This is a genomic window from Frateuria sp. Soil773, from assembly GCF_001428405.1.
In the GTDB taxonomy this organism is placed as follows: Bacteria; Pseudomonadota; Gammaproteobacteria; order Xanthomonadales; family Rhodanobacteraceae; genus LMSL01.
Map to the genome: position 1 here is coordinate 14470 of NZ_LMSL01000016.1, position 20200 is coordinate 34669.

24 protein-coding genes are annotated in these 20200 nt (G+C 70.9%); 7 read left to right on the plus strand and 17 right to left on the minus strand.

Annotation, left to right across the window (positions count from 1 at the left end):
• A partial coding sequence (locus ASG87_RS20580) for an MFS transporter (RefSeq protein ID WP_200949029.1) occupies positions 1 to 321 on the plus strand: 321 nt, incomplete at its 5' end.
• A gap of 15 nt (positions 322 to 336) precedes the next feature.
• Here ASG87_RS20580 and ASG87_RS07400 read toward each other — a convergent pair.
• Positions 337 to 1539: an NAD(P)/FAD-dependent oxidoreductase gene (locus ASG87_RS07400; RefSeq protein WP_056003135.1), complete on the minus strand. Its 1203-nt coding sequence runs from the start codon at positions 1537 to 1539 to the stop codon at positions 337 to 339.
• 87 nt (positions 1540 to 1626) lie between these two features.
• On the opposite strand from ASG87_RS07400, the gene ASG87_RS07405 reads away from it, so the two are divergent.
• Positions 1627 to 2241 carry a TetR/AcrR family transcriptional regulator gene (locus ASG87_RS07405; protein WP_235499590.1) on the plus strand — a complete coding sequence of 205 codons (615 nt, stop codon included), beginning with the start codon at positions 1627 to 1629 and terminating at the stop codon, positions 2239 to 2241.
• 196 nt (positions 2242 to 2437) lie between these two features.
• On the opposite strand, the gene ASG87_RS07410 is transcribed toward ASG87_RS07405, so the two are convergent.
• From ASG87_RS07410 to ASG87_RS07420, 3 genes are all read right to left on the minus strand, one after another.
• A complete protein-coding gene (locus ASG87_RS07410) occupies positions 2438 to 2758 on the minus strand; it encodes a putative quinol monooxygenase (RefSeq protein WP_056003141.1) in 321 nt (106 codons plus the stop codon).
• A 29-nt stretch (positions 2759 to 2787) separates the two neighbouring features.
• Entirely contained in the window at positions 2788 to 3906 is a 1119-nt protein-coding gene (locus ASG87_RS07415; RefSeq protein WP_056003145.1) for an aldo/keto reductase, read from the minus strand.
• Positions 3907 to 4120: 214 nt separating this feature from the next.
• Complete coding sequence (locus ASG87_RS07420; RefSeq protein ID WP_082582820.1) at positions 4121 to 5179, minus strand: aldo/keto reductase; 1059 nt, start codon at positions 5177 to 5179, stop codon at positions 4121 to 4123.
• Between the two features lie 145 nt (positions 5180 to 5324).
• Between ASG87_RS07420 and ASG87_RS07425 the strand changes: the two genes are divergently transcribed.
• The gene (locus ASG87_RS07425; RefSeq protein ID WP_056003151.1) at positions 5325 to 6248 is read left to right on the plus strand and encodes a LysR family transcriptional regulator; all 924 of its coding nucleotides are present in this window, start codon (positions 5325 to 5327) and stop codon (positions 6246 to 6248) included.
• A 66-nt stretch (positions 6249 to 6314) separates the two neighbouring features.
• On the opposite strand, the gene ASG87_RS20585 is transcribed toward ASG87_RS07425, so the two are convergent.
• From ASG87_RS20585 to ASG87_RS07435, 3 genes are all read right to left on the minus strand, one after another.
• Positions 6315 to 6485, minus strand: coding sequence for a hypothetical protein (locus tag ASG87_RS20585; protein ID WP_200949030.1), 171 nt, complete (start codon positions 6483 to 6485; stop codon positions 6315 to 6317).
• A gap of 120 nt (positions 6486 to 6605) precedes the next feature.
• The gene (locus ASG87_RS07430; protein ID WP_056003154.1) at positions 6606 to 7010 is read right to left on the minus strand and encodes a DoxX family protein; all 405 of its coding nucleotides are present in this window, start codon (positions 7008 to 7010) and stop codon (positions 6606 to 6608) included.
• A 296-nt stretch (positions 7011 to 7306) separates the two neighbouring features.
• The gene (locus ASG87_RS07435) at positions 7307 to 8680 is read right to left on the minus strand and encodes a formimidoylglutamate deiminase (protein ID WP_056003157.1); all 1374 of its coding nucleotides are present in this window, start codon (positions 8678 to 8680) and stop codon (positions 7307 to 7309) included.
• Positions 8681 to 8761: 81 nt separating this feature from the next.
• On the opposite strand from ASG87_RS07435, the gene ASG87_RS07440 reads away from it, so the two are divergent.
• The 3 genes from ASG87_RS07440 to hutI are packed head-to-tail and all read left to right on the plus strand — an operon-like array spanning position 8762 to position 13055.
• Entirely contained in the window at positions 8762 to 10336 is a 1575-nt protein-coding gene (locus ASG87_RS07440) for a bifunctional GNAT family N-acetyltransferase/carbon-nitrogen hydrolase family protein (RefSeq protein ID WP_056003160.1), read from the plus strand.
• Entirely contained in the window at positions 10333 to 11820 is a 1488-nt protein-coding gene (locus tag ASG87_RS07445) for a chloride channel protein (protein ID WP_056003163.1), read from the plus strand. The genes ASG87_RS07440 and ASG87_RS07445 overlap by 4 nt, the downstream gene beginning before the upstream one ends.
• Entirely contained in the window at positions 11817 to 13055 is a 1239-nt protein-coding gene (gene hutI / locus ASG87_RS07450) for an imidazolonepropionase (protein ID WP_056003166.1), read from the plus strand. The genes ASG87_RS07445 and hutI overlap by 4 nt, the downstream gene beginning before the upstream one ends.
• An 18-nt stretch (positions 13056 to 13073) precedes the next feature.
• Here the strand turns inward: hutI and ASG87_RS07455 are convergent, their stop codons facing one another.
• The 8 genes from ASG87_RS07455 to gltX form a co-directional block, all read right to left on the minus strand.
• Positions 13074 to 13262, minus strand: coding sequence for a hypothetical protein (locus ASG87_RS07455; protein ID WP_056003169.1), 189 nt, complete (start codon positions 13260 to 13262; stop codon positions 13074 to 13076).
• The gene (locus ASG87_RS07460; RefSeq protein WP_056003174.1) at positions 13259 to 13876 is read right to left on the minus strand and encodes an isochorismatase family cysteine hydrolase; all 618 of its coding nucleotides are present in this window, start codon (positions 13874 to 13876) and stop codon (positions 13259 to 13261) included. The genes ASG87_RS07455 and ASG87_RS07460 overlap by 4 nt, the downstream gene beginning before the upstream one ends.
• A 215-nt stretch (positions 13877 to 14091) precedes the next feature.
• Entirely contained in the window at positions 14092 to 14253 is a 162-nt protein-coding gene (locus ASG87_RS19270) for a 30S ribosomal protein THX (RefSeq protein WP_082582822.1), read from the minus strand.
• 68 nt (positions 14254 to 14321) lie between these two features.
• Complete coding sequence (locus tag ASG87_RS07465; RefSeq protein ID WP_056003176.1) at positions 14322 to 15305, minus strand: cation diffusion facilitator family transporter; 984 nt, start codon at positions 15303 to 15305, stop codon at positions 14322 to 14324.
• Between the two features lie 55 nt (positions 15306 to 15360).
• Entirely contained in the window at positions 15361 to 15792 is a 432-nt protein-coding gene (locus ASG87_RS07470; RefSeq protein ID WP_056003179.1) for a MerC domain-containing protein, read from the minus strand.
• A 485-nt stretch (positions 15793 to 16277) separates the two neighbouring features.
• Positions 16278 to 16778 carry a transcriptional repressor gene (locus tag ASG87_RS07475; protein WP_157510942.1) on the minus strand — a complete coding sequence of 167 codons (501 nt, stop codon included), beginning with the start codon at positions 16776 to 16778 and terminating at the stop codon, positions 16278 to 16280.
• A 31-nt stretch (positions 16779 to 16809) separates the two neighbouring features.
• Positions 16810 to 17085, minus strand: coding sequence for a hypothetical protein (locus tag ASG87_RS07480; RefSeq protein ID WP_056003185.1), 276 nt, complete (start codon positions 17083 to 17085; stop codon positions 16810 to 16812).
• Between the two features lie 36 nt (positions 17086 to 17121).
• A complete protein-coding gene (gene gltX / locus ASG87_RS07485; protein ID WP_056003188.1) occupies positions 17122 to 18537 on the minus strand; it encodes a glutamate--tRNA ligase in 1416 nt (471 codons plus the stop codon).
• Positions 18538 to 18560: 23 nt separating this feature from the next.
• Here gltX and ASG87_RS07490 point away from each other — a divergent pair, with 23 nt between their 5' ends.
• Positions 18561 to 19352 (plus strand): transporter, encoded by a 792-nt coding sequence (locus ASG87_RS07490; RefSeq protein WP_056003191.1) that lies wholly within the window; start codon positions 18561 to 18563, stop codon positions 19350 to 19352.
• 34 nt (positions 19353 to 19386) lie between these two features.
• Here the strand turns inward: ASG87_RS07490 and ASG87_RS07495 are convergent, their stop codons facing one another.
• Complete coding sequence (locus ASG87_RS07495; protein ID WP_157510943.1) at positions 19387 to 19689, minus strand: hypothetical protein; 303 nt, start codon at positions 19687 to 19689, stop codon at positions 19387 to 19389.
• Between the two features lie 55 nt (positions 19690 to 19744).
• Positions 19745 to 20179: a DUF4399 domain-containing protein gene (locus tag ASG87_RS07500; RefSeq protein ID WP_056003367.1), complete on the minus strand. Its 435-nt coding sequence runs from the start codon at positions 20177 to 20179 to the stop codon at positions 19745 to 19747.
• Positions 20180 to 20200 lie beyond the last annotated feature (21 nt).

Sequence of the window (20200 nt, forward strand, 5' to 3'; positions counted from 1 at the left end):
GCCGCCGGACAGGGCCTGCTGTGGCTGGCGCCGGGCCCGTCGCTGGCGCTGCTCGGCGCGCTGGTCACCGGCCTCGGCTGCTCGCTGGTGTTCCCGTCCATGGGTGCGGAAGTGGTGCGGCGCGTGCCACCGCCGTTGCGTGCCACCGCGATGGGCGGCTTCGCGGCATTCCAGGACCTGGCCTACGCGGCCACCGCGCCGGTGGCCGGCTGGATCGCGGACCGGCATGGCCTGCCGGCGGTGTTCCTGCTCGGCGCGCTGGCGGCGCTGGCCGGCTGGTGCGTCGCCCTAGGCTTGCGCCGGCGTGCGCAGGCAGGTTGAGCAGGCTGAGCAACCTCATTCCGGCGCGCTGTCCAGCAGCTTGCGGATCGGCCTCAGCACGGCCTTCAGGGTGACGAAGCGCGCGACCACGTCGCGCACCGCCGCCAGCGCAGGGCTGCGCCGGCACATCAGTTTCGTCAGCGCGCGCGAGTTGTCCTGCGCCGCTTCCACCCGCGGGCGCTGGCTGCGCTCGTAGTCGCGCAGCGCCGCGGCCACGCCGCCGGCGTCGGTGGCCAGCAGTCGCCGCGCCAGCACGCCGGCCGATTCCATCGCCATGCCGGCGCCGATGCCCGCGGTGGGCACGAAGCCGGCCGCCGCGTCGCCCAGCAGCACGGCGCGACCCACCGCCCACGTCGCGCTGCGGCAGTCGGCGAGCTTCCAGAAGTAGGGGTCGGCCTGGCTCTCCGCCACCGCCGCCAGCGCGCGCAGCAGCCAGTCATCGGCGTGCCGCAGCTGGCGGCGGATGTGCGCCGCGAAGGCCTGCGGACCGGCGCGCATGTCGTCGCGATGGCCGCCCACGAACACGCCGGCGCGGCCGAGCACCGGGTAGACGCCCACGAAGAAGTCGCTGCCCCAGATCTCGTCGCCGCGGTCGGCATGCGCGGCGTCGCTATCCATCCATGCCACCCAGCCGCCCCAGCCGCAGTCGAAGCTGGACACCTGATCCGCCTGCAGCAGCAGGTCGCGGCCGGCCGAGTGCAGGCCGTCGGCCAGCACCACCGCGTCGAACGCGGCTTCCAGCGCGGCATCGCCCTCGCGCAGGACGACGTGCGCCGCTTCCGGCGCCTGCCGCAGCGACTGCAGCGTGCTCGCGTAGCTCACCGCGGCGCCGTTTTCGGCCAGCGCCTGCATCAGCTCGCCGCGGGCGATGCCGCGGTATTCGCCGTAGCGGCTCAGCAGGCTGTCGATGGCGTATTCGCGCAGGCGCTGGCCGTGCCGCCCGTGCAGCACGTAGCGGTGGAAGCGCACGCTGCGCGCGCGGTAGGCGTCGCGCATGCCGGCCAGGCGCAGCGCCGGTTCGACCAGCGGCATCAGCGCCAGCATGTAGCCGCTGTCGGCATGGTCGGCGGCACGCTCGACCAGCACCGGATGCAGGCCGCCGGCACGCAGCGCCTGGGCCAGGGTGAGGCCGGCCACGCCGGCGCCGACGACCAGCACGCGCAGGCGGTCGCCCTGCACGCGCACGAGCTGTTCCCGTAGCGGGGTTGCGATGAACATGATGCGGCTCCGACTGGACCACCCGGTCCACCCAGGCCATCCTTGCACGTCGTGGACCACCCGGTCCAGTGCCGCTACGATGTCGCCATGAACGCGACGCCCCCACCCTCACCGCGCGAACGCGCCCTGCTGGCCGCGGCCGCGCGCGAGTTCGCCACGGCCGGCTTCGAGCGCGCCTCGCTCAACGCGGTGATCCGCGCCTGCGGCATGAGCAAGAGCTCGTTCTACCACCGCTTCGATTCCAAGCAGGCGCTGTTCGACCGCGTGGTGGACGAAGCCGCCGCCGCGCTGGCGCGCGAGCTGGCCGCGCCGGATCCGGCGGAACTCGCGGGGCCGGATTTCTGGCCGCGCCTGGAAGCCTTCGTGGCGCATGCGGCGGCGGCGCTGGCGAAACCGGCGTGGTACGCCGACCTCGGCAAGCTGTTCTACCTACCCGACGTGTCGGCCGAGCGCAGCGCGGCGATGCGCCGCCTGCTGGCCGGGGTGGACCGCTGGGTGCAGGCCGTGCTGAAGGCCGGACGCGCCTGCGGCGCGGTGCGCGACGACCTGCCCGCCAGCCTGCAGGCCGAGCTGGCCTTCGCCGTGCTGCAGGCGATGGACCGCTGGTCGATCAGGCACATGGAGACGATGGGCGCCGCCGCACGCCGGCGCCTGGCCGCCAGCCAACTGGACAGCCTGCGGCGCCTGCTCGCGCCGGATTGACCGCACGCCGCCGGCGCGCCAGCCGCATCTTCACGCTCCCGGCCATCGCCGGCCGGAAACCGGGCCGCAGCATGCGGGTTTCGCCCACGCCAGGCCGCTTCGACGTGCTGACGAGCGCCGGCATGCTCCAGCCGGGCCGGCGACGATGTGCATGCGGCGATACCGCCCCGCCGCGATGGCGGGAGCGGCACGGCATTCAGGCCGCCGGTGCCGGGTCGGTCGCCGTTTGCAGGCCGTAGCGGTCGATGACCATGTCGTGCGCCAGCACTTCATGCCGCTCCGCCAGGAACCGCTCCAGGTACGGCATGCGGAAATGGACGTCCAGATCGGCCGGTGACCGCCAGTTCTCGTGGATCATCCATTCGGCCGGATCGGCGTGGGAACGATGCACGTCGCAGTTGATGCAGCCGGCCTCGACGCGGGTGGGCGCCGCCAGCACCTGCAATCGGCGGCCCAGCTCGTCTTCATGGCCGGGCTTGGCGGTCAGTCGCACGACCAGGGCAAGTTGTTCGGACATGGGTGGTCTCTCCGGGTTGGGGGGAAGGTTCAGTTGCCAGCCTTGATGTTGCGCGGCTCGGTGCGGGATACGAACACCGGGGGCGCGTAGCCGGCCGGCTTGTCGCCCACGCCGACGCCGCCGTGGATGCGGGTCTGCTGCGCGTCGGCGAACATGTAGTACGGGAACGGGCACTCCGGCGCGCTGGCCGCGTCGAGCCGCGCGCGCAGCTCGGCGGGCAGTTCGAAATCCAGCGCGGCAAGGTTCGCATCGAGCTGTTCCAGCCGGGTCGCGCCGACGATCACCGAGGCGATGCCCGGCCGGTTGGCGCCCCAGTTCAGCGCCACCTGCGCCATCGGCTTGCCGGCTTCCCTTGCCACCTGCTCCAGCGCGGCGACGATGCGCCAGTTGCGCTCGGTGAAACGCTCGAAGCCCGGCGCCGCGGCGACTTTCGCCAGCCGACCCTCGCCTTCGCCGCCCGCCTCGCTGGGCCGGTACTTGCCCGACAGCAGGCCCATCGCCAGCGGACTCCAGGCGGTGACGCCCATGCCCAGTTCCGTCGCCAGCGGCACGAACTCGTGCTCGATGTGGCGTTCGGCCAGCGAGTATTCCAGTTGCAGGTTCACCAGCGGCGCCAGCGCGTGCGCCTCGGCGAAGGTCTGCGCGCGCGCGGCGTACCAGGCCGGCACGTCGGACAGGCCGGCGTAGCGGATCTTGCCGGCGCGCACCAGGTCGTCCAGCGTGCGCATCACTTCCTCCGCCGGGGTGACGCGGTCCCAGGTGTGCAGCAGGTAGAGGTCGATGTAGTCGGTGCGCAGGCGGCGCAGCGAACCCTCCACCGCGCGCAGGATGTTCTTGCGCCCGTTGCCGCCGGCATTGGGGTTGCCCGGCTGCGCGTTGTAGCTGAACTTGGTGGCGAGCACCACGCGGTCGCGCGCGCCGGCCTGCTCGACGAACTTGCCCAGCATCGTCTCGCTGGCGCCTTCGGTGTACAGGTCGGCGGTGTCGATGAAGTTGCCGCCGGCGTCGAGGTAGCGGTCGAACATCGCGCGGGCGGTGTCCTCCGCCGCGCCCCAGCCCCAGTCGTTGCCGAAGGTCATGGTGCCGAGCGAGAGGCGGCTGACGCGCAGGCCGGAGCGGCCCAGGGTGTAGTACTGGTCGAGTGCCATGGTGTTTTCCTTGGGTTTCGGTGAGGGGATTCGAGAGAGGGCAATTCGATAGCGGGTGCGACAAACCCGGCGGAACCGTCATCCCGGCGAACGCCGGAAGTGCTTTATCAACAGCCGAAGAGCTGGTCATCCAGCGCCTTCGCGCCGTGGCGCTCACGGGCATCGGCTGCGATGGACGGGCTTCAAGGGCACCGCCCGATCCAGCGCACCGGCTTCATGACAGCCGACGCACCACCGCATTGCCGAACAGCACCTGCCGGGTGAGCGGCAAGGCCATGAAGTCGTGCGGGAAACCCGGCTCGATCGCGCTGGCCGCGTCCAGGCGCGCCAGTTGGGCCGCGTCGAACTGCACGTCCAGCGCGCCGAGGTTGTCCTCGAACTGCTTGAGCGTGCGCGCGCCGATGATCGGCCCGGTCACGCCCGGCCGGTCCAGCAGCCAGGCCAGCGCCACCTGCGAAGGCGTGCGGCCCAGTTCCTGCGCCACCGCCTTGACCACCTCCGCGATCTCCAGCGCCCTGGCCGTCAGCGCGCCGTTGGCGGCGGCCACGTCCTTGCGCGTGCCTTCGGCGCCCTGCCCCGGCACGTGGTCGAGATCGGCGCGGCTGTACTTGCCGCTGAGCACGCCGCTGGCCAGCGGCGACCAGGCCAGCACACCCAGGCCCAATTCCTTCGCCATCGGCAGCAGCTCGCGCTCCACCGTGCGCTCGACCAGGTTGTACTGCACCTGCAAGGCCACCAGCGGCGCCCAGCCGCGCAGGTCGGCCAGCGTCTGCATGCGCGCGACCTGCCAGGCCGGCGTGTCGGAAATGCCCAGGTACTGCACCTTGCCCGAGCGCACCAGGTCGTCCAGGCCGCGCATCACTTCCTCGACCGGGGTCAGCTCGTCCCAGGCGTGCAGGTACAGCAGGTCGATATATTCGGTATCGAGCCGGCGCAGGCTGGCCTCCACCGAGCGCATCATGTTCTTGCGGTGGTTGCCTCCGCCGTTGGGGTCGTCCGGCCGCATGTTGAGCGAGTACTTGGTGGCGACCACCAGCGAATCGCGGCGGTCGGCGATGAACTGGCCGAGCAGGCGCTCGGCGCTGCCGCCGGTGTAGAAGTTGGCGGTATCGATGAAGTTGCCGCCGCGCGCCACGTAGGCGTCGAAGATGCGGCGCGACTCGGCGGCATCGGAGCCCCAGCCCCAGTCCTCGCCGAAGGTCATGGTACCCAGCGAAAGGCGGCTGACGCGCAGGCCGGAACGGCCGAGGGTGACATAGCTGTCGAGGGACATGGCAGAAGCTCCTTGGAAATCGCGGGCATGGGGAAATCGCGGACACGGACGCATCGCGAAGCCGTCCGGCAGGGGCTAGTCTGGGCCTTGCCATTGCATGGAAAAACAGCGATTGTCTTGATGGTTTATTAAGGACTGCTAATCAATGCGCGACAATCACTCGCCCGCGCTGTGCGCCTTCCGCGCCATCGCCCGGCACGGCAGCTTCACCCGGGCGGCGGCCGAGCTCGAAGTGACCGCGTCCGCGCTGAGCCAGACCCTGCGCCAACTGGAGGAACGCCTCGGCACCCGCCTGCTGCAGCGGACCACGCGCAAGGTCGGCCTCACCGAAGCCGGCGCGCTCTTCCTGGAAAAGATCGCGCCGGCGCTGACCCAGATCGACGACGCCATCGACGAACTGCACCAGCACGGCAATCGCCCGGCCGGCAGCCTGCGCATCACCGTGCCTGGCCACTTCTTCCTCGAGCACCTGATCGCGCCCCACCTGACCGCCTTCCTCGAAGCCTGGCCGGAAGTGAAGCTGGACGTCATCGCCGACAGCGCGCTGGTCGACCTGGTCGCCGAGGGCATCGACGCCGGCATCCGCCTGGGCGAGCGGCTGGCACGCGACGTGGTGGCGATCCCGCTGGGCGGGCCGATGCGCTCGGTGGTGGTCGGATCGCCGGCCTACTTCGCGCGGCACGGCAGGCCGCAGCATCCGCGCGACCTGCAGCAGCACGCCTGCGCGCGGTTCCGCTACGCCAGCAGCGGCGCGGTCTACCGCTGGGAATTCGCCCACAAGAGCGGCCCGCGGCGCGGACGCTGGTTCGAGATCGAGGTGAACGGGCCGCTGACCGCGAACGATCCCGCGCTGGCGATACGCGCGGCGCGGGACGGCCTGTTGCTGGTGCATACGCTGGAAGTGGACGCGCGCAACGCGATCGCCTCCGGCCAGCTCGAAACCGTGCTCGAGGGCTGGCTGCCGCCTTACGACGGCTTCTACCTTTACTACCCGAGCCGGCGGCAGGTGCCGCCGAAGCTGCGCGCCTTCATCGACTTCATGCGCATGCGGCTGGGGCCGCCGGCCTGAGCCGGGAGCCCGCGTGCCCGGAGGAGCCGCCCTCCGGGCACGCGGCCGCCGCGACGGCGGCAGGACTCAGCGATAGCGCCAATGGCCGCCGACCCAGACGTGCGGCGACCTCCAGTAGCCCGGCACCCATACGCGATCGTGGTAGCCGCGGGCCGGCGCCACGATGCAGCCGGCGAGCGAGAGGCTGCCGGCCGACAGCAGGGCCGCAGCAAGCAGGAAGGAAGAGATACGTCGCATCGAACCGCTCCGTTGGGGATGTGTTCCCGGGAACGTGCGCGCGACGGCGGCGATGACCGGCACCGCCGGCCGCCGATGGCTGGCGTTCAGGCCGTGCCGGACTCCCCCGCGGTGCCGGGTTCAGTTCCAGCGGCCGTTGCCGCCGCCCACGCTGAAGCGCCCTGCGCCGAGCAGGGCCACGGCGATCGCCGTGCCCAGGTACATGCCCTGCAGCTCCAGCGCCCAGCCGCCGGTATCGGCCAGCGTGAAAAACTGGCTGGTGTGCACCAGGGCGAGCGCCACCACCATGTTGATCGCGACGACCAGGGCGCCTGCCCGCGTCCACAGCCCGAGCACCAGCAGCGCCGGCGCCAGCACCTCGCCCACGTAGACGCCGTAGCCCAGCACGGTGGGCAGGCCGGCGTGCGCCAGCGCGTCGGTGACGAAACCCGGCCCGTGGATCAGCTTGGAAACGCCGTGGAACAGGATCAGCACGCCCAGCACCACACGCAATACGAGCTTGCCCAGATCGGTTGAAGCTTGCATCGGACTCTCCTGGTGGCCTAGTGGAAACCGCCGCCGCCCATGGCGGCAACGTACGACTCGCCCATAAATCTAGTACATGCCCATCCGGTGCGTGCCAACCTGGTGCAGGTCAATCCGGCGCCTGTCGATCGCGTGCGAGCCGCGCCACCACGACACGCGCGGTGCGCAACCAGCGCACGGAACTTGTTCAAAGCTTCCCAAGTATCCCCTGCGAAGCGTCATCCCAGCGGCTTTCAATGGCCGCAGGAATGACGAGCGGCGGATTCCAGTCCGACAGGGAGACTTTGAACACGCGCTCACGCCTGCGCCGCCAGCCGCTCGACCACGGCCCGGTAGCGCGCCGCGATGCGCTCCTCGTCGCGATGGCGGTAGTCGCGCACCTGCCAGCGCCCGCCGCACATCACGTCGCGTACCAGCGGCGCATTGCCGGCGAACACGAAGCTGTCCAGGCACGAGCGCGCGTCGCGCGCGGCCAGCAGCGGCGCCTGCTCGTCCAGCACGATCAGGTCGGCGCGCGCGCCTTCGGCCAGGCGGCCGACCGGCAGCCCGGAAGCCCGCGCGCCGCCGCGCAGCGCCGCGCGCCACAGCGTCTCGGCCACGCTGTCGCCGGCGTGGCGCGCCGCGATGTTGCGATGGCGGGACGCCAGCCGCTGGCCGTATTCCAGCCAGCGCAGTTCCTCCACCGGCGACACCGAGATGTGCGAATCCGAGCCGACGCCGAGCGTACCGCCCGCGTCGAGATAGTCGGCCAGCGGGAACAGGCCGTCGCCGAGGTTCGCCTCGGTGGTCGGGCACAGCCCGGCCACCGCGCCGCTGCGCGCCAGCCGCGAGGCTTCGTGGCCGGTCAGGTGGGTGGCGTGCACCAGGCACCAGCGCGCATCCACCTCGGCGTGGTCGAGCAGCCATTCCACCGGCCGCGCGCCGCGGATCGCCAGGCAGTCCTGCACCTCGCCGATCTGCTCGGCGATGTGGATGTGGATCGGGCCGTCCTTCGCCGCACTGGTGGCGAGCACGCTGCGCAGCGCCTCCTCCGGCACCGCGCGCAGCGAATGCAGCGCGATGCCGACGCGCAGGTCGTCGCCTTCGTGCCTGCGCAGGGTTTCGAGCAGGCGCACGTAGCCCGATACGTCGTGGCCGAAGCGGCGCTGGCGTGCAGCGAGCGGGCGCCCGTCGAAGCCGCCGCTCATGTACAGCACCGGCAACAGGGTCAGCGCGATGCCGGCCTCGCGCGCCGCCTCGACCAGCGCCAGCGACATCGCCTCCGGCTGCGCGTAGGGCGTGCCGTCGGGCTGGTGGTGCAGGTAGTGGAATTCGCAGACCTGGGTGTAGCCGGCCTTGAGCATCTCCACGTAGAGCTGGGCGGCGATCGCCTGCAGCTCGTCCGGGCCGATCGCGGCGGCGAACGCGTACATCGTCTCGCGCCAGGTCCAGAAGCTGTCGTCGCCGGGGCCGCGGCGCTCGGCCAGCCCCGCCATGGCGCGCTGGAACGCATGCGAGTGCAGGTTGGGCATGCCCGGCAGCACCCATTGCCCCAGCGTCTCGCCGGCCACCCCGGCGGCGGCCTGCAGGTGGCCGCCGGCGTCGACGGTGAGCATCGCATCGGCCTGCCAGCCGTCCGTCCGCCACAACTGGCCGGCGCCGAATCCGCGTAGCCCTGCCCTGTCGCCCATGCGCGCTTCCTCGATGGAGAATGCGCGAAGTGTACCTGCCGCACCCACGATCGCTTCATCCGGGTACGGCATAATGGCGGCATGGCCAAGAAGACCGGCGAACACCACCCCAAACTGCTGTTGCGCCAGGCGCGGCCGTCCGACGTACCCGGCCTGGTCGAGCTGACCGGCCGCGTCTACACGCCCGAATGGGGCCACTCGGCGGAAATGCTGCGCTCCCAGCAGACTCACTTCCCCGAAGGCCAGCTCGTGGTCGAGTACGAAGGCAGGCTGGTCGGCTACTGCGCCACCTTCCGTACCGACGAAGCCACCGCGCTCGCCCCGCATACCTGGATGCAGATCACCGGCGGCGGCATGGCCTCGCGCCACAAGCCCGACGGCGACTGGCTGTACGGCATGGAAGTGGTGGTGCACCCGGACTACCGCGGCATGCGCATCGGCCAGCGGCTGTACCAGGCGCGCAAGCGGCTGTGCACCGACCTGAAGCTGCGCGGCATCGTGTTCGGCGGGCGCATCCCCGGGCTGGCGAAGAACATCCAGCGCTACGGCAATGCCGAGGCCTACGTGCAGGCCGTGGTGGAAGGCAAGCGGCGCGACCTCACGCTGAGCTTCCAGCTCAGCAACGATTTCGAGGTGATCGGCCTGCTGCGCGCCTACGTGCCGTCGGACTACGATTCGCTCGGCTACGCGGTGCACCTGGTATGGCGCAACCCGCGCCTGCTCAACCAGCCGGACATCCCGTCGATCCCCACGCCGCAGCGCCTGCCGGACTCGGTGCGCGTGGCCTCGGTGCAGTACCAGCAGCGGCGGATCAAGTCGTTCGAGGAATTCGCCACCCAGGTCGAGTACTTCACCGACATCGCCGCCGACTACAACGCCGATTTCGTCACTTTTCCCGAGCTGATCACCCTGCAGCTGCTGTCGATCGAGAACACCGAGCTGTCGCCGGTGGAGTCGATCCGCAAGCTCAGCCAGTACACGCCGCAGGTGAAGGAACTCTTCAGCCGGCTGGCGGTGCACTACAACATCAACATCGTCGGCGGCACGCATCCCACCGAGCAGGCCAACGGCGACATCCACAACGTCTGCTACGTGTGCCTGCGCGACGGATCTATCCACGAGCGCGAAAAGCTGCACCCCACGCCCAGCGAGCGCACGGTGTGGAACATCACCGGCGGCGACGGCGCCGCCACCGTGCAGACCGACTGCGGCCCGATCGGCGTGATGATCTGCTACGACTCGGAGTTCCCCGAAGTGGCGCGCCATCTGGTCGACCAGGGCGCGCTGATCCTGTTCGTCCCGTTCTGCACCGACGTGCGCGAGGGCTACCTGCGCGTGCGCTACTGCTCGCAGGCGCGCGCGATCGAGAACCAGTGCTACGTGGTGCTGTCCGGCAACGTCGGCAACCTGCCCGGGGTGAACAACTTCGACATCCAGTACGGCCAGAGCTGCATCCTCACGCCGAGCGACTTCCCGTTCGCGCGCGACGGCATCGCCGCCGACTCCACGCCGAACATCGAGACCGTGCTGTTCGCCGACCTGCGGCTGGAAAGCCTGGCCCGCGCGCGCAACGCCGGTGCGGTGCAGAACCTGAAGGACCGCCGCTTCGACCTGTACGAGACGCGCTGGACCCGCAAACCGGACGCCTCGGCATGAGCGGTCAACCACCCCACGCGGACGATGCCGACCACGCGCCGCCGCCCGGCCGCCTGCCGCGGCTGGGCGGATCGGACCTGTTCTCGGCCGTGCAATGGCGCCGGCGCATCCTGTTCTGGGCCGGCGCGGTGCTGGTCGGCCTCGCGGCCGTCGGCTTCGCCACCGCGGCGGACTACGTGTTCGGCCTGTTCCACCGGGTGGTGCAGCACAACCGGCTCTGGCCGCTGCTGATCACCCCGCCGACCTTCGCCCTGCTCGCCTGGCTCACCCAGGGCGTGCTCAAGCCCACGCGCGGCTCGGGCATCCCGCAGGCGATCGCCGCGCTGAAGGTGGAGGACGAGCCGTTCCGCAAGAGCCTGCTGTCGCTGCGCGTGGCGCTGGGCAAGATGGGCCTCACCCTCGCCGCCCTGCTCGGCGGCGCCTCGGTGGGACGCGAGGGGCCGACCGTGCACGTCGGCGCCGGCCTGCTGTACTCGCTGGGCCGGCGCTTCGGCTTCGCCGATCCCACCGCGGCGGGCCGCTTCATCCTCGCCGGCTCCGCCGCCGGCCTGGCCGCCGCGTTCAACACGCCGCTGGCCGGGGTGGTGTTCGCGATCGAGGAGATGAGCGGCGCCTTCGAGCACCGCATGAGCGGCATCCTGCTCACCGCGGTGATCATCGCCGGCGTGGTGTCGCTCGGCATCCTCGGCAACTACGCCTATTTCGGCCGGCTCGACATCGGCCTGCCGCTGGGCAAGGCGTGGCTGGCGGTGCTCGCCACCGGGCTGGTCTGCGGGCTCGCCGGCGGCCTGTTCGCGCGGCTGATCCTGCCCCACGACCGCGGCCTGCGCGGCGTGGTGGGCCGCCTGCGCGCGCGCCAGCCGGTGCTGTTCGCCGCGGCCTGCGGCCTGGCCCTGGTACTGCTCAGCCTGCTTACCCGCACCGGCCTGTACGGCACCGGCTACGCCCAGGCGCGGGCGATCCTGGAAGGCCACAGCGATACCGTGGAGGCGTTCGGCGCCCTCAAGTTCCTCGGCAACATCGCCTCGTACTGGGCCGGCATCCCCGGCGGCATCTTCTCGCCGGCGCTCGCGGTGGGCGCGGGGCTGGGCGCCAACATCAGCCACCTGCTGGCCGGCGTCGATCCGGCGGCGGTGGTGCTGCTCGGCATGGCCGCCTACCTGTCGGGCGTGACGCAGGCGCCGCTCACCGCCACGGTGATCTCGATGGAGCTGACCGCGAACCAGCAGATGGCGCTGCCGATCATGGCCACCTGCCTGCTCGCGCGCGCCGCTTCCTCGCTGCTGTGCCGCAAGCCGGTGTACCGCGCGCTGGCCGACCGGCTGATCGAAGGCTACGAACACGAAGTGGCGCGGCGCGAAGCCCAGGCACGGCACGAGGATGCCGCCGCGCAGCCCGGGCCCGCCATGGTGGAAGACCCCGCCACGCCGAACGTGCCGGACCCCGCCGAGCCGCCATCCATCGACGAGAACCCCACCGCATGAACGCTTCCCGCTGGGACCGGCTGCTGCTCGACGCGACCCTGGCCACCTTCCGTGGCGACCGGCCGTACGGCCTGATCGAAGACGGCGCGATCGCGCTGCAGGACGGCAGGATCGCCTGGGTGGGCCGGCGCGACGAACTTCCCGGCGCACCGGACGCGCTCGCCGCGCAGGTGCAGTCGCTCGACGGCGCGCTGGTCACGCCCGGGCTGGTCGACTGCCATACCCATCTGGTGTTCGGCGGCGACCGCGCGCACGAGTTCGACCTGCGCCTGAACGGCGCCAGCTACGAGGAAATCGCCCGCGCCGGCGGCGGCATCGTCTCCACCGTCGCGGCGACCCGCGCGGCCGGCGAAGAGGCGCTGTTCCGGCAGAGCCTGCCGCGCGCGCGCGCCCTGCTCGCCGACGGCGTGACCACGCTGGAGATCAAGTCCGGCTACGGGCTGGAACCGGAAACCGAGCGGCGCATGCTGCGCGTCGCGCGCCGCCTCGGCGAGACGCTCGGACTCGACGTGCGCAGCACCTTCCTCGGCCTGCACGCCCTGCCCGTCGAGTACAGGGACGACCGCGACGGCTACGTCGCGCTGGTGTGCGACCAGATGCTGCCCGCGCTCGCCGCCGAGGGCCTGGTCGATGCGGTCGACGCCTTCTGCGAAGGCATCGGCTTCACCCGCGCCGAGACGCGGCGCGTCTTCGACCGCGCCAGGCAGCTCGGCCTGCCGGTCAAGCTGCATGCCGAGCAGTTGTCCGACCTGGACGGCGCCGCCCTGGTCGCCGAGTACCGCGGCCTGTCGGCGGACCACCTGGAGCACCTGAGCGCATCCGGCATCGCCGCGATGGCGGCGGCCGGCACGGTCGCGGTACTGCTGCCCGGCGCGTTCTACGCGCTGCGCGAAACCAGGCTGCCGCCGGTCGATGCGCTGCGCGCGCACGGCGTGCCGATCGCGGTCGCCACCGACTGCAACCCCGGCACCTCGCCGCTGCTGTCGCTGCGCCTCGCCGCCGGCATGGCCTGCACCCTGTTCCGGCTGACGCCGGAGGAGGCATTGCGCGGCGTTACCGTGAACGCGGCGCGCGCGCTGGGCCTGGACGACCGCGGCGCGCTGGCGCCGGGCCTGCGCGCCGACCTGGCCGTGTGGCATCTGCGGCAGCCGGCCGAGCTGTGCTACTGGATCGGCGGCCACGGCCTGCTGCGCGAGCTGGTGATCGAGGGCCGCAGCATGGCCGCCACGGCCTGACCGCCGGCCGGCCTGTGCTCAGTCCTCCGGCGGCCTGGTCGGAATGAAGGGCGCTACCGGATCGCTGGCCGGGAACGTCTCTTCCAATGACTCGTCCTGGATCTCGTCTTCCCTCTGCTTTCGCAGGCGGCGCTCCGCCTCCGATTCCGCCGAGCCGGGCCGTTCCGGGTCCGGATGCCTGCCGCCCTTGCGGTCGGAAGAAGTCATGGCGTGTCTCCGGTGCGCGGTTGCGCGGCCGACGCCCGCGCATCGATCGGCGAAATGTCGGCGCCGGCCACCTCGTTCATGCAGGCCAGCGCCCGTTCGTTGCGCTCGAAGGTCAGCGACGCCACGCCGTCGACCGGCACCCACAGCGGATAGACGCGCATCTGCGCGTCCAGCGCGGTATGCAATACGCACTCGTCGCCGGCGATGCCGACCAGGGTGATCGCGTCCACCTGCAGCGTTTCCAGCAGCACCACCAGCGGCGTCTGGTAGAACGCCGAATGGCTCGGCTTGAGCACGAAATAATCCCGCGCGTCCGGCACCAGCTCGTCGGACAGGCGGGCGCCGCGCGAGCCCGACCGGCGGCAGCGGCCGATCACCTGCGCGAAATCCGCGTGCCAGTCGCCGAAATTGCTGTTTGCGTAGATCACCGGGCACTGGTTTGCGCGGTAGCGGTGCCGCAGCCGCGCGATCTGGCGCGTGATCGGCGTGGCCTGCTCCAGCAGGGCCTCTCCACCTTCGAAATCCAGCGTGTTGATCATGTCCATGATGATCAGCGCGCTCCGTCCCGGAGGGTTGGGCGCCGCGCAGGCCGCCCGATCGGCTGTATCGATCATGTGCATCGCCGACTCCTTGTACCGCGCGCATACCCTTCCACAGCGGCGGTGAAGCAGGCGTATTTCCGGCGAAAAGGAAACGCGCCGGTGTCCGGGACAAGGGCCGGCTTGCCGCCGCGTCCGGCGATGGCCTCGCGCGGGCCGGAATGGCGGCCCCGGAAACGCGAAAGCCCCGCTTCGGCGGGGCTTTCGGCAGGCCATCGGATCCCTTCGGATCAGGCGGACTTCTTCTTCGGCGCGGCCTTCTTGGCGGCGGCCGGCTTGGTCACGGTGGGCTTGCCACCGGCCACGGCCGGCTGCGCGGCGTGTGCACGGCTGTTGCCGTAGCTGCCGCGGTAGGTCTTGCCGCGACGGGTCTTGCGATCGCCCTTACCCATGGGAACTCCTTGATTCGTAATGCGTGAACGGCCGGACATCGTAGCAGTGACCGGCCAAAGCGCAAGAGTCAGGCGTGGTCGTGCCCGCCGCAGCCGCGCACCCGGTCCGGGCAATGCCCGGGATCGACCTGCACCGTCACGTGCCGGATGCCGAACCGCTGCAGCAGCGTGCGGTTGATCGCCGCCAGCGCCGCCGCGCCGGCGCCGTCGTCGTACAGCTCGACGTGCACGGTCGCCATGCGCGAGCCCGAGGCAAGCTGCCACACGTGCAGGTGGTGGACGTCGCGGATCGAGCCGTCGGCCTGGCGCAGCGCGGTCTCCACCTCGGCCGTGTCGAGCCCTTCCGGGACGCCTTCGAGCAGGATGTGCGCCGAACGCCGCAGCAGCCGCCAGGCGCTGTTGAGGATCAGCAGCGAGACCAGCAGCGAGAGCACCGGGTCGGCCCAGTTCCAGCCGAGCCAGCGCACCGCCAGCGCCGCCAGCACCGCGCCCACCGAGCCGAGCAGGTCGCCCAGCACGTGCAGGCTGGCGCTGGCCATGTTGACGTCGTCGTGGGCATGGCCGTGCAGGGTGCGCAGCACCAGCAGGTTCACCAGCAGGCCGGCCACGGCGACCGCCAGCATCACGCCGGAAAGGATCTGCGCCGGCTGCAGCAGGCGCTCGACCGCCTCCCATGCGATGAAGCCGACCAGCACGAACTGGGTCAGCGCATTGACGAAGCCGGCCAGCACTTCCAGCCGGCCATAGCCGTAGCTGCGCCGCGCGTCGGCCGGCTTGGTCGCCAGCCACGCGCCGACGAAGGCGAGCAGCAGCGCGAGCGCGTCGACCATCATGTGGCCGGCGTCGGCCAGCAGCGCCAGCGACCCGGACCACAGGCCGCCCGCGGCCTCGGCCGCCATCATCGCCGTGGTCAGCACGAAGGCGAACAGCAGCTTGCGCTCGCGCCCGCGGCCGGTATCGCCGTGCGCATGATCGTGGTCGTGGTCGTGGTCGTGGTCGTGGTCGTGGTCGTGGTCGTGGTCGTGACCGTGGTGGTCGTGCGTCATGTCCATGCCGGCATGCTAGGAAGGGGCTGCGCCGTTACACAATCACCCGGCGCCCGCCGGCTCAGTGCGCGCAATGCGGGCCGTGCACGTGCACGTGCCGGCGATCCATGCGCAGGTTGACGAAATGCGCCGCCGCCACCAGCAGGCCGCCACAGGTCACCAGCACGCTGTGCAGCACGGACGGGCGCACGGACTCGGCGTAGGTGACCCCGAGCAGCAGCAGGGCCAGGCCGGGTGCCGCCAGCAGCAGCGACTGCGGGCGATGATGGCGGCGGTAGCCGTTGTACAAGGCCACCAGCGCGAGCACGCAGGCGAACATCACGAAGCCTCGCTCGAAGCGATGGTCGGCCAGGAACTCCAGGCCGAGCAGCGGCAGCATCCCGAGTACGAACGGCAGGGCGGCGCAGTGGATGGCGCACAGGAAGGAAGCGATGGCGCCGATCCGGTCGGCAAGCTGCCAGCCGCGTGATTTGTCCACTTGCTCGGGGTCCATGGGAGGGCTCTGGTCGCCTAGGGTGAGGGCTTGCCGGTTTGCAGGCAAGTTATGTTACTTTATAACATATCAAAACGCTACCGGGTCCGGCATGCTGGAAGCCGCCCCGGCCGCGAAAGACGACCGAAGGCGCCAGGAGCGCATGCGCGGCGGGTTCCATCGGGCAACGAAGGCCATCCGGTATGGGCGGCGACAAGGACGTGTCAACGCTTGCCCGCGATGGTGCGTTCCAGGGATCGTTGGACCAGCGCAGGAACATTTCCGGTCCTGCGCGATCTGACCAGGGGATCGTTCAGATCGGGGGAACATGGACCCAGGGAAGGTGGACCCGGCGCCGCAGTCCGCGCGTGGAACGCGCGAACGGCCCAGGCAGGCGGAGCCATCCAGTTCACTTTCCGGTGCGGCATGCTACCTCCCCGCCAACCACCGGAAACGCGGGGCGCCTCACTGGAGTGACGCGCCCCGCACCTTATTCCGCTACCGGGTCAGCCCTTGCGGCAGTGCTTGCAGACGCCGTGCACTTCCAGCGTCTGGGCCTGCGGGCGGAAACCGAACGCCTGGGCCTGGGCCTCGATCAGCGCGGCCACGCGCTCGTCGCACACTTCCTGCGCGCTGGAGCAGACGTCGCAGATCAGGAACGGCACCTGGTGCGCCTCGGCCGGATGGTGGCAGGACACGAAGGCGTTGATCGATTCCAGCTTGTGGATGAAGCCGTGCTCCAGCAGGAAGTCGAGCGCGCGGTAGACCGTCGGCGGCGCGGCGTTGCCGTGCTTGCTGCGCAACTGGTCGAGCAGGTCGTAGGCCTTCACCGGCTTGCCGGCGGCGGCGACCAGCTCCAGCACTTCCTTGCGCAGCGGGGTCAGCCGCAGCCCGCGCTCCTCGCTGGCGTGCTCGACCGCCGCGACGAAGCCCTTGGGGTCGTCGTGGTGGTGCGAATGCAGTCTGCCGGTTGCGACCTTGCTCAATGGGTTCACCTCGGCCGCCATGATACACCGCCGGATCGCCGGCCCCGCAGCTTCAGCGCGGCAGCGGCGGCGGCCCGACGCGCGGCCTGCGCGGCCTCGCCAGCACCACGAACCAGCCGAACGGGCCGAGCACCAGCGCCCAGACGATGCCTTCGGCGAGGCGCCCGCGCCAGGCGCCGAGCACCGCCCCGACCAGCACGAACGCCAGGCTCCACCAGAACAGCGCCCCCCACGGCACCATCGCCATGAGGTTGAAGAACACCCGCCAGAACGCGCCGGGGGCGTCGGGATCGACGCCTTGCAGGGCCCTGGCGAGCAAGGTGTCCATCCCGGCCTCAGCGTGCCGCCGCGCCGGCCGCGTCCATCAGCCCTGCGCCCGCGCCATCGCGTCGTCGATGCGCCTGAGCGCCTCGTCGCGGCCGGCCAGGTAGATGGTGTGGTCGATGGACGGCGAGACCTGGGTGCCGGTCATCGCCACGCGCAGCGGCTGGGCGATCTTGCCCATGCCCAGCCCGAGCTTCGCGGCGATCTGCTCGATCGCCTGGTGGATCGGCTCGGGCTTCCACTCGCACCCGGCCAGCAGCGCCTTCGCCTCGCCCAGCACCGCGACGGCGCTGTCGTTGCGCAGGTGCTTGGCGACCGCCTTGTCGTCCCACTCGGCGATCGGGCCGTACCAGACCTTCGCGCGCTCGGCCATTTCCTTGAGCGTGTGCACGCGGTCGCGCAGCGCCACGATCACGTCGGCGGGCTGCGGCCCCTTCGAGAAGTCGATGCCGGCGCGTTGCAGGTGCCATTCGAATTCCGGCGCCAGCGCCTGCGGGTCCTCGCTCTTGAGGTAGTGCTGGTTGAGCCAGCCGAGCTTCTCGGTGTCGAAGCGCGAGGCGGCTTTGTTGACGTCGGCGACGTCGAACAGGCGGATCATCTCCTCGCGCGAGAAGATCTCCTGGTCGCCGTGCGACCAGCCCAGCCGCACCAGGTAGTTGAGGATCGCATGCGGCAGGTAGCCCTCCTCGCGGTACTCCATCACGCTGACCGAGTTGGTGCGCTTGGAGAGCTTCTTGCCCTCCTTGTCCAGGATCATCGGCAGGTGCGCGAATTCCGGCACGGGCTTGCCGAGGGCCTTGTAGATGTTGATCTGGCGCGGCGTGTTGTTGACGTGGTCGTCGCCGCGGATCACCTCGGTGATGCCCATGTCGATGTCGTCCACCACCACGGCGAAGTTGTAGGTGGGCCAGCCGTCAGAGCGGAAGATCACCAGGTCGTCCAGCTCGGCGTTGGCCCATTCCACCCGGCCCTTCACCTTGTCCTCGAACACCACCGAGCCTTCCAGCGGGTTCTTGAAGCGGATCACCCGGTTCGGATCGTCGCGGCGGGCCTCATGGAAGCCGGGCTCGTTGCGGTCGCGGTAATAGCCGTTGTAGCGGGGCTTCTCGCCCTTCGCCATGGCGGCCTCGCGCATCGCCTCGATCTCTTCCTTGCTCTCGTAGGCGTAGTAGGCCTTGCCGGCCTTCAGCAGCTCGTCGGCCACCTGCCTGTAGCGTTCCAGCCGGTGCGTCTGGTAGACCGGCGCTTCGTCGGCGCTCAGGTCGAGCCACTGCATCGCGTCGAGGATCGCCTGCACCGCCTCGTCCGTGGAACGCTCGCGGTCGGTATCCTCGATGCGCAGCACGAACTGGCCGCCGCGGCGGCGCGCCTCCAGCCAGCAGTAGAGCGCGGTGCGCGCGCCGCCGATGTGCAGGAAGCCGGTGGGGCTGGGAGCGAAGCGGGTACGGACGGTCATGGGATTCTTTCGGGAGGCGGCAAATGGCGGATTTTAGCCGATACCACCGGCGCAGGCCGTGGTCGCTCGCGCTGCCGGGGCTGCTGGCGCTGGGCGCGGCGGCGGCGGCGCGGGCCGACGGCCCCGGCTACGACCGGCCCGGGCTGGGCTTTTCGCCGACCGTGCTGGCCCCGGGTACGGTCGCCTTCGAGCAGGGTCTGCCCGACTGGAGCCGCGACCGGCAGGACGGCGCCAGCCAGTCGCAATACGCCTTCGACAGCCTGCTGCGCATCGGCCTGGGCCATGCGCTGGAACTCCAGCTCGGCGGCTCCCCGTACAACCGTTTGTACCAGCACGGCGCCGGGCCCGACCGGACCAGCCACGGCCGCGGCGACAGCAGCGCTGGGCTCAAGCTCGCCCTGCCCTCGGCGGACCCGGCGCTGCAATGGGGCCTGCTGGGCAGCGTGGAATTCACCGACGGCGCGCGCGATTTCCGCAACGCGCAGCGGCAGTACCTGCTCGGCGTCGACGTCAACCTGCAACTGGACGAACGCAACGGCATCGCCGCCTACCTGGAACAACTCCGCCAAGGCGGGCACGGCGGCGGCACCCTCGCCTTAAGCGACAGCTTCGCGGTGACGTCCGCCCTGGCGCTCTATGCCGAAGCCGCGTGGCAGCACGTGCCGGCCGGAGGCAGCGGCACCCTCGCCGGCGCGGGCGTGGCCTGGCAGCCCACCGGGCACCTGCAGCTCGACGGCAGCTTCCGCCGGCGCCTGGGCGGGCGGATTCCCGAGTGGTCGGCCGGCCTGGGGCTGTCCGTATACTTCGGGCAGTGAGCACCGGCCCGCGGCGACCGGCCGCGGCCATCGCTCAGTCCGGCCACCCCGCGCACTGCCAGCCCCGGCAGACGAATACGTTCGGATCGCTGCGCACCGGGCCCAGCGACAGGTAACCGGACGACAGCGGCCGCCACTGGATCGCCGGCAGCTCGCCGCCGGCATCGAAGTGCGGTTCCTTCGGCTCGACCGGCGCCTTCACCAGCACGAACTTCACGTCGAACAACGGGCGGTGCGACGCCCGGCCCTCGGTGCCGCCGGCCGACGGCGAATCCTGCACGGAGGCCGCCGCCAGCGGGGCGCATGCCAGCAACAGGCCGACCAAGAGAGGCTTCATGGCATCGCTCCCGATGACGGTTGCCGCCGCGGCGGCGACGATTCATCTTACGCGCTTACTTCACGTGGACGGTGATCCGCTTCGACACCACCGGCGGATCGAACGGCACGTGGTTGGCGTCGCCCAGTTCGAGCTGCAGCGTGTGCGTGCCCGGCTCGAGCTTGATCGTGGTCTCGGTCTGCCCGCCGCCGAAATGGATGTGCGTTGCATCCTTCGGAATCGGCTGGCCGGCGGCCGGCAGGTCCTTCACGTCCACCAGCAGGTGGTGGTGCCCGGTGTGTTCCTTCGCCACGCCGGCCGGCGCCACGCCCATGCCCTTGAGCCCGAAGCGGACGGTGACGTCGCGGCCCACGGTGGCGCCGTCCTTCGGCGCGATGATGTAGACCTCGGCGCCGGCGGGCGCCTTGGTGACCGGCAGGCCCGGCGCGTCGGCGGCGATCGCGCCGGCGCCGGCGGTGGACAGTGCGAGGGCGAGCAGGATGCGTTTCATGGACATGGCTCCGCGGTGACG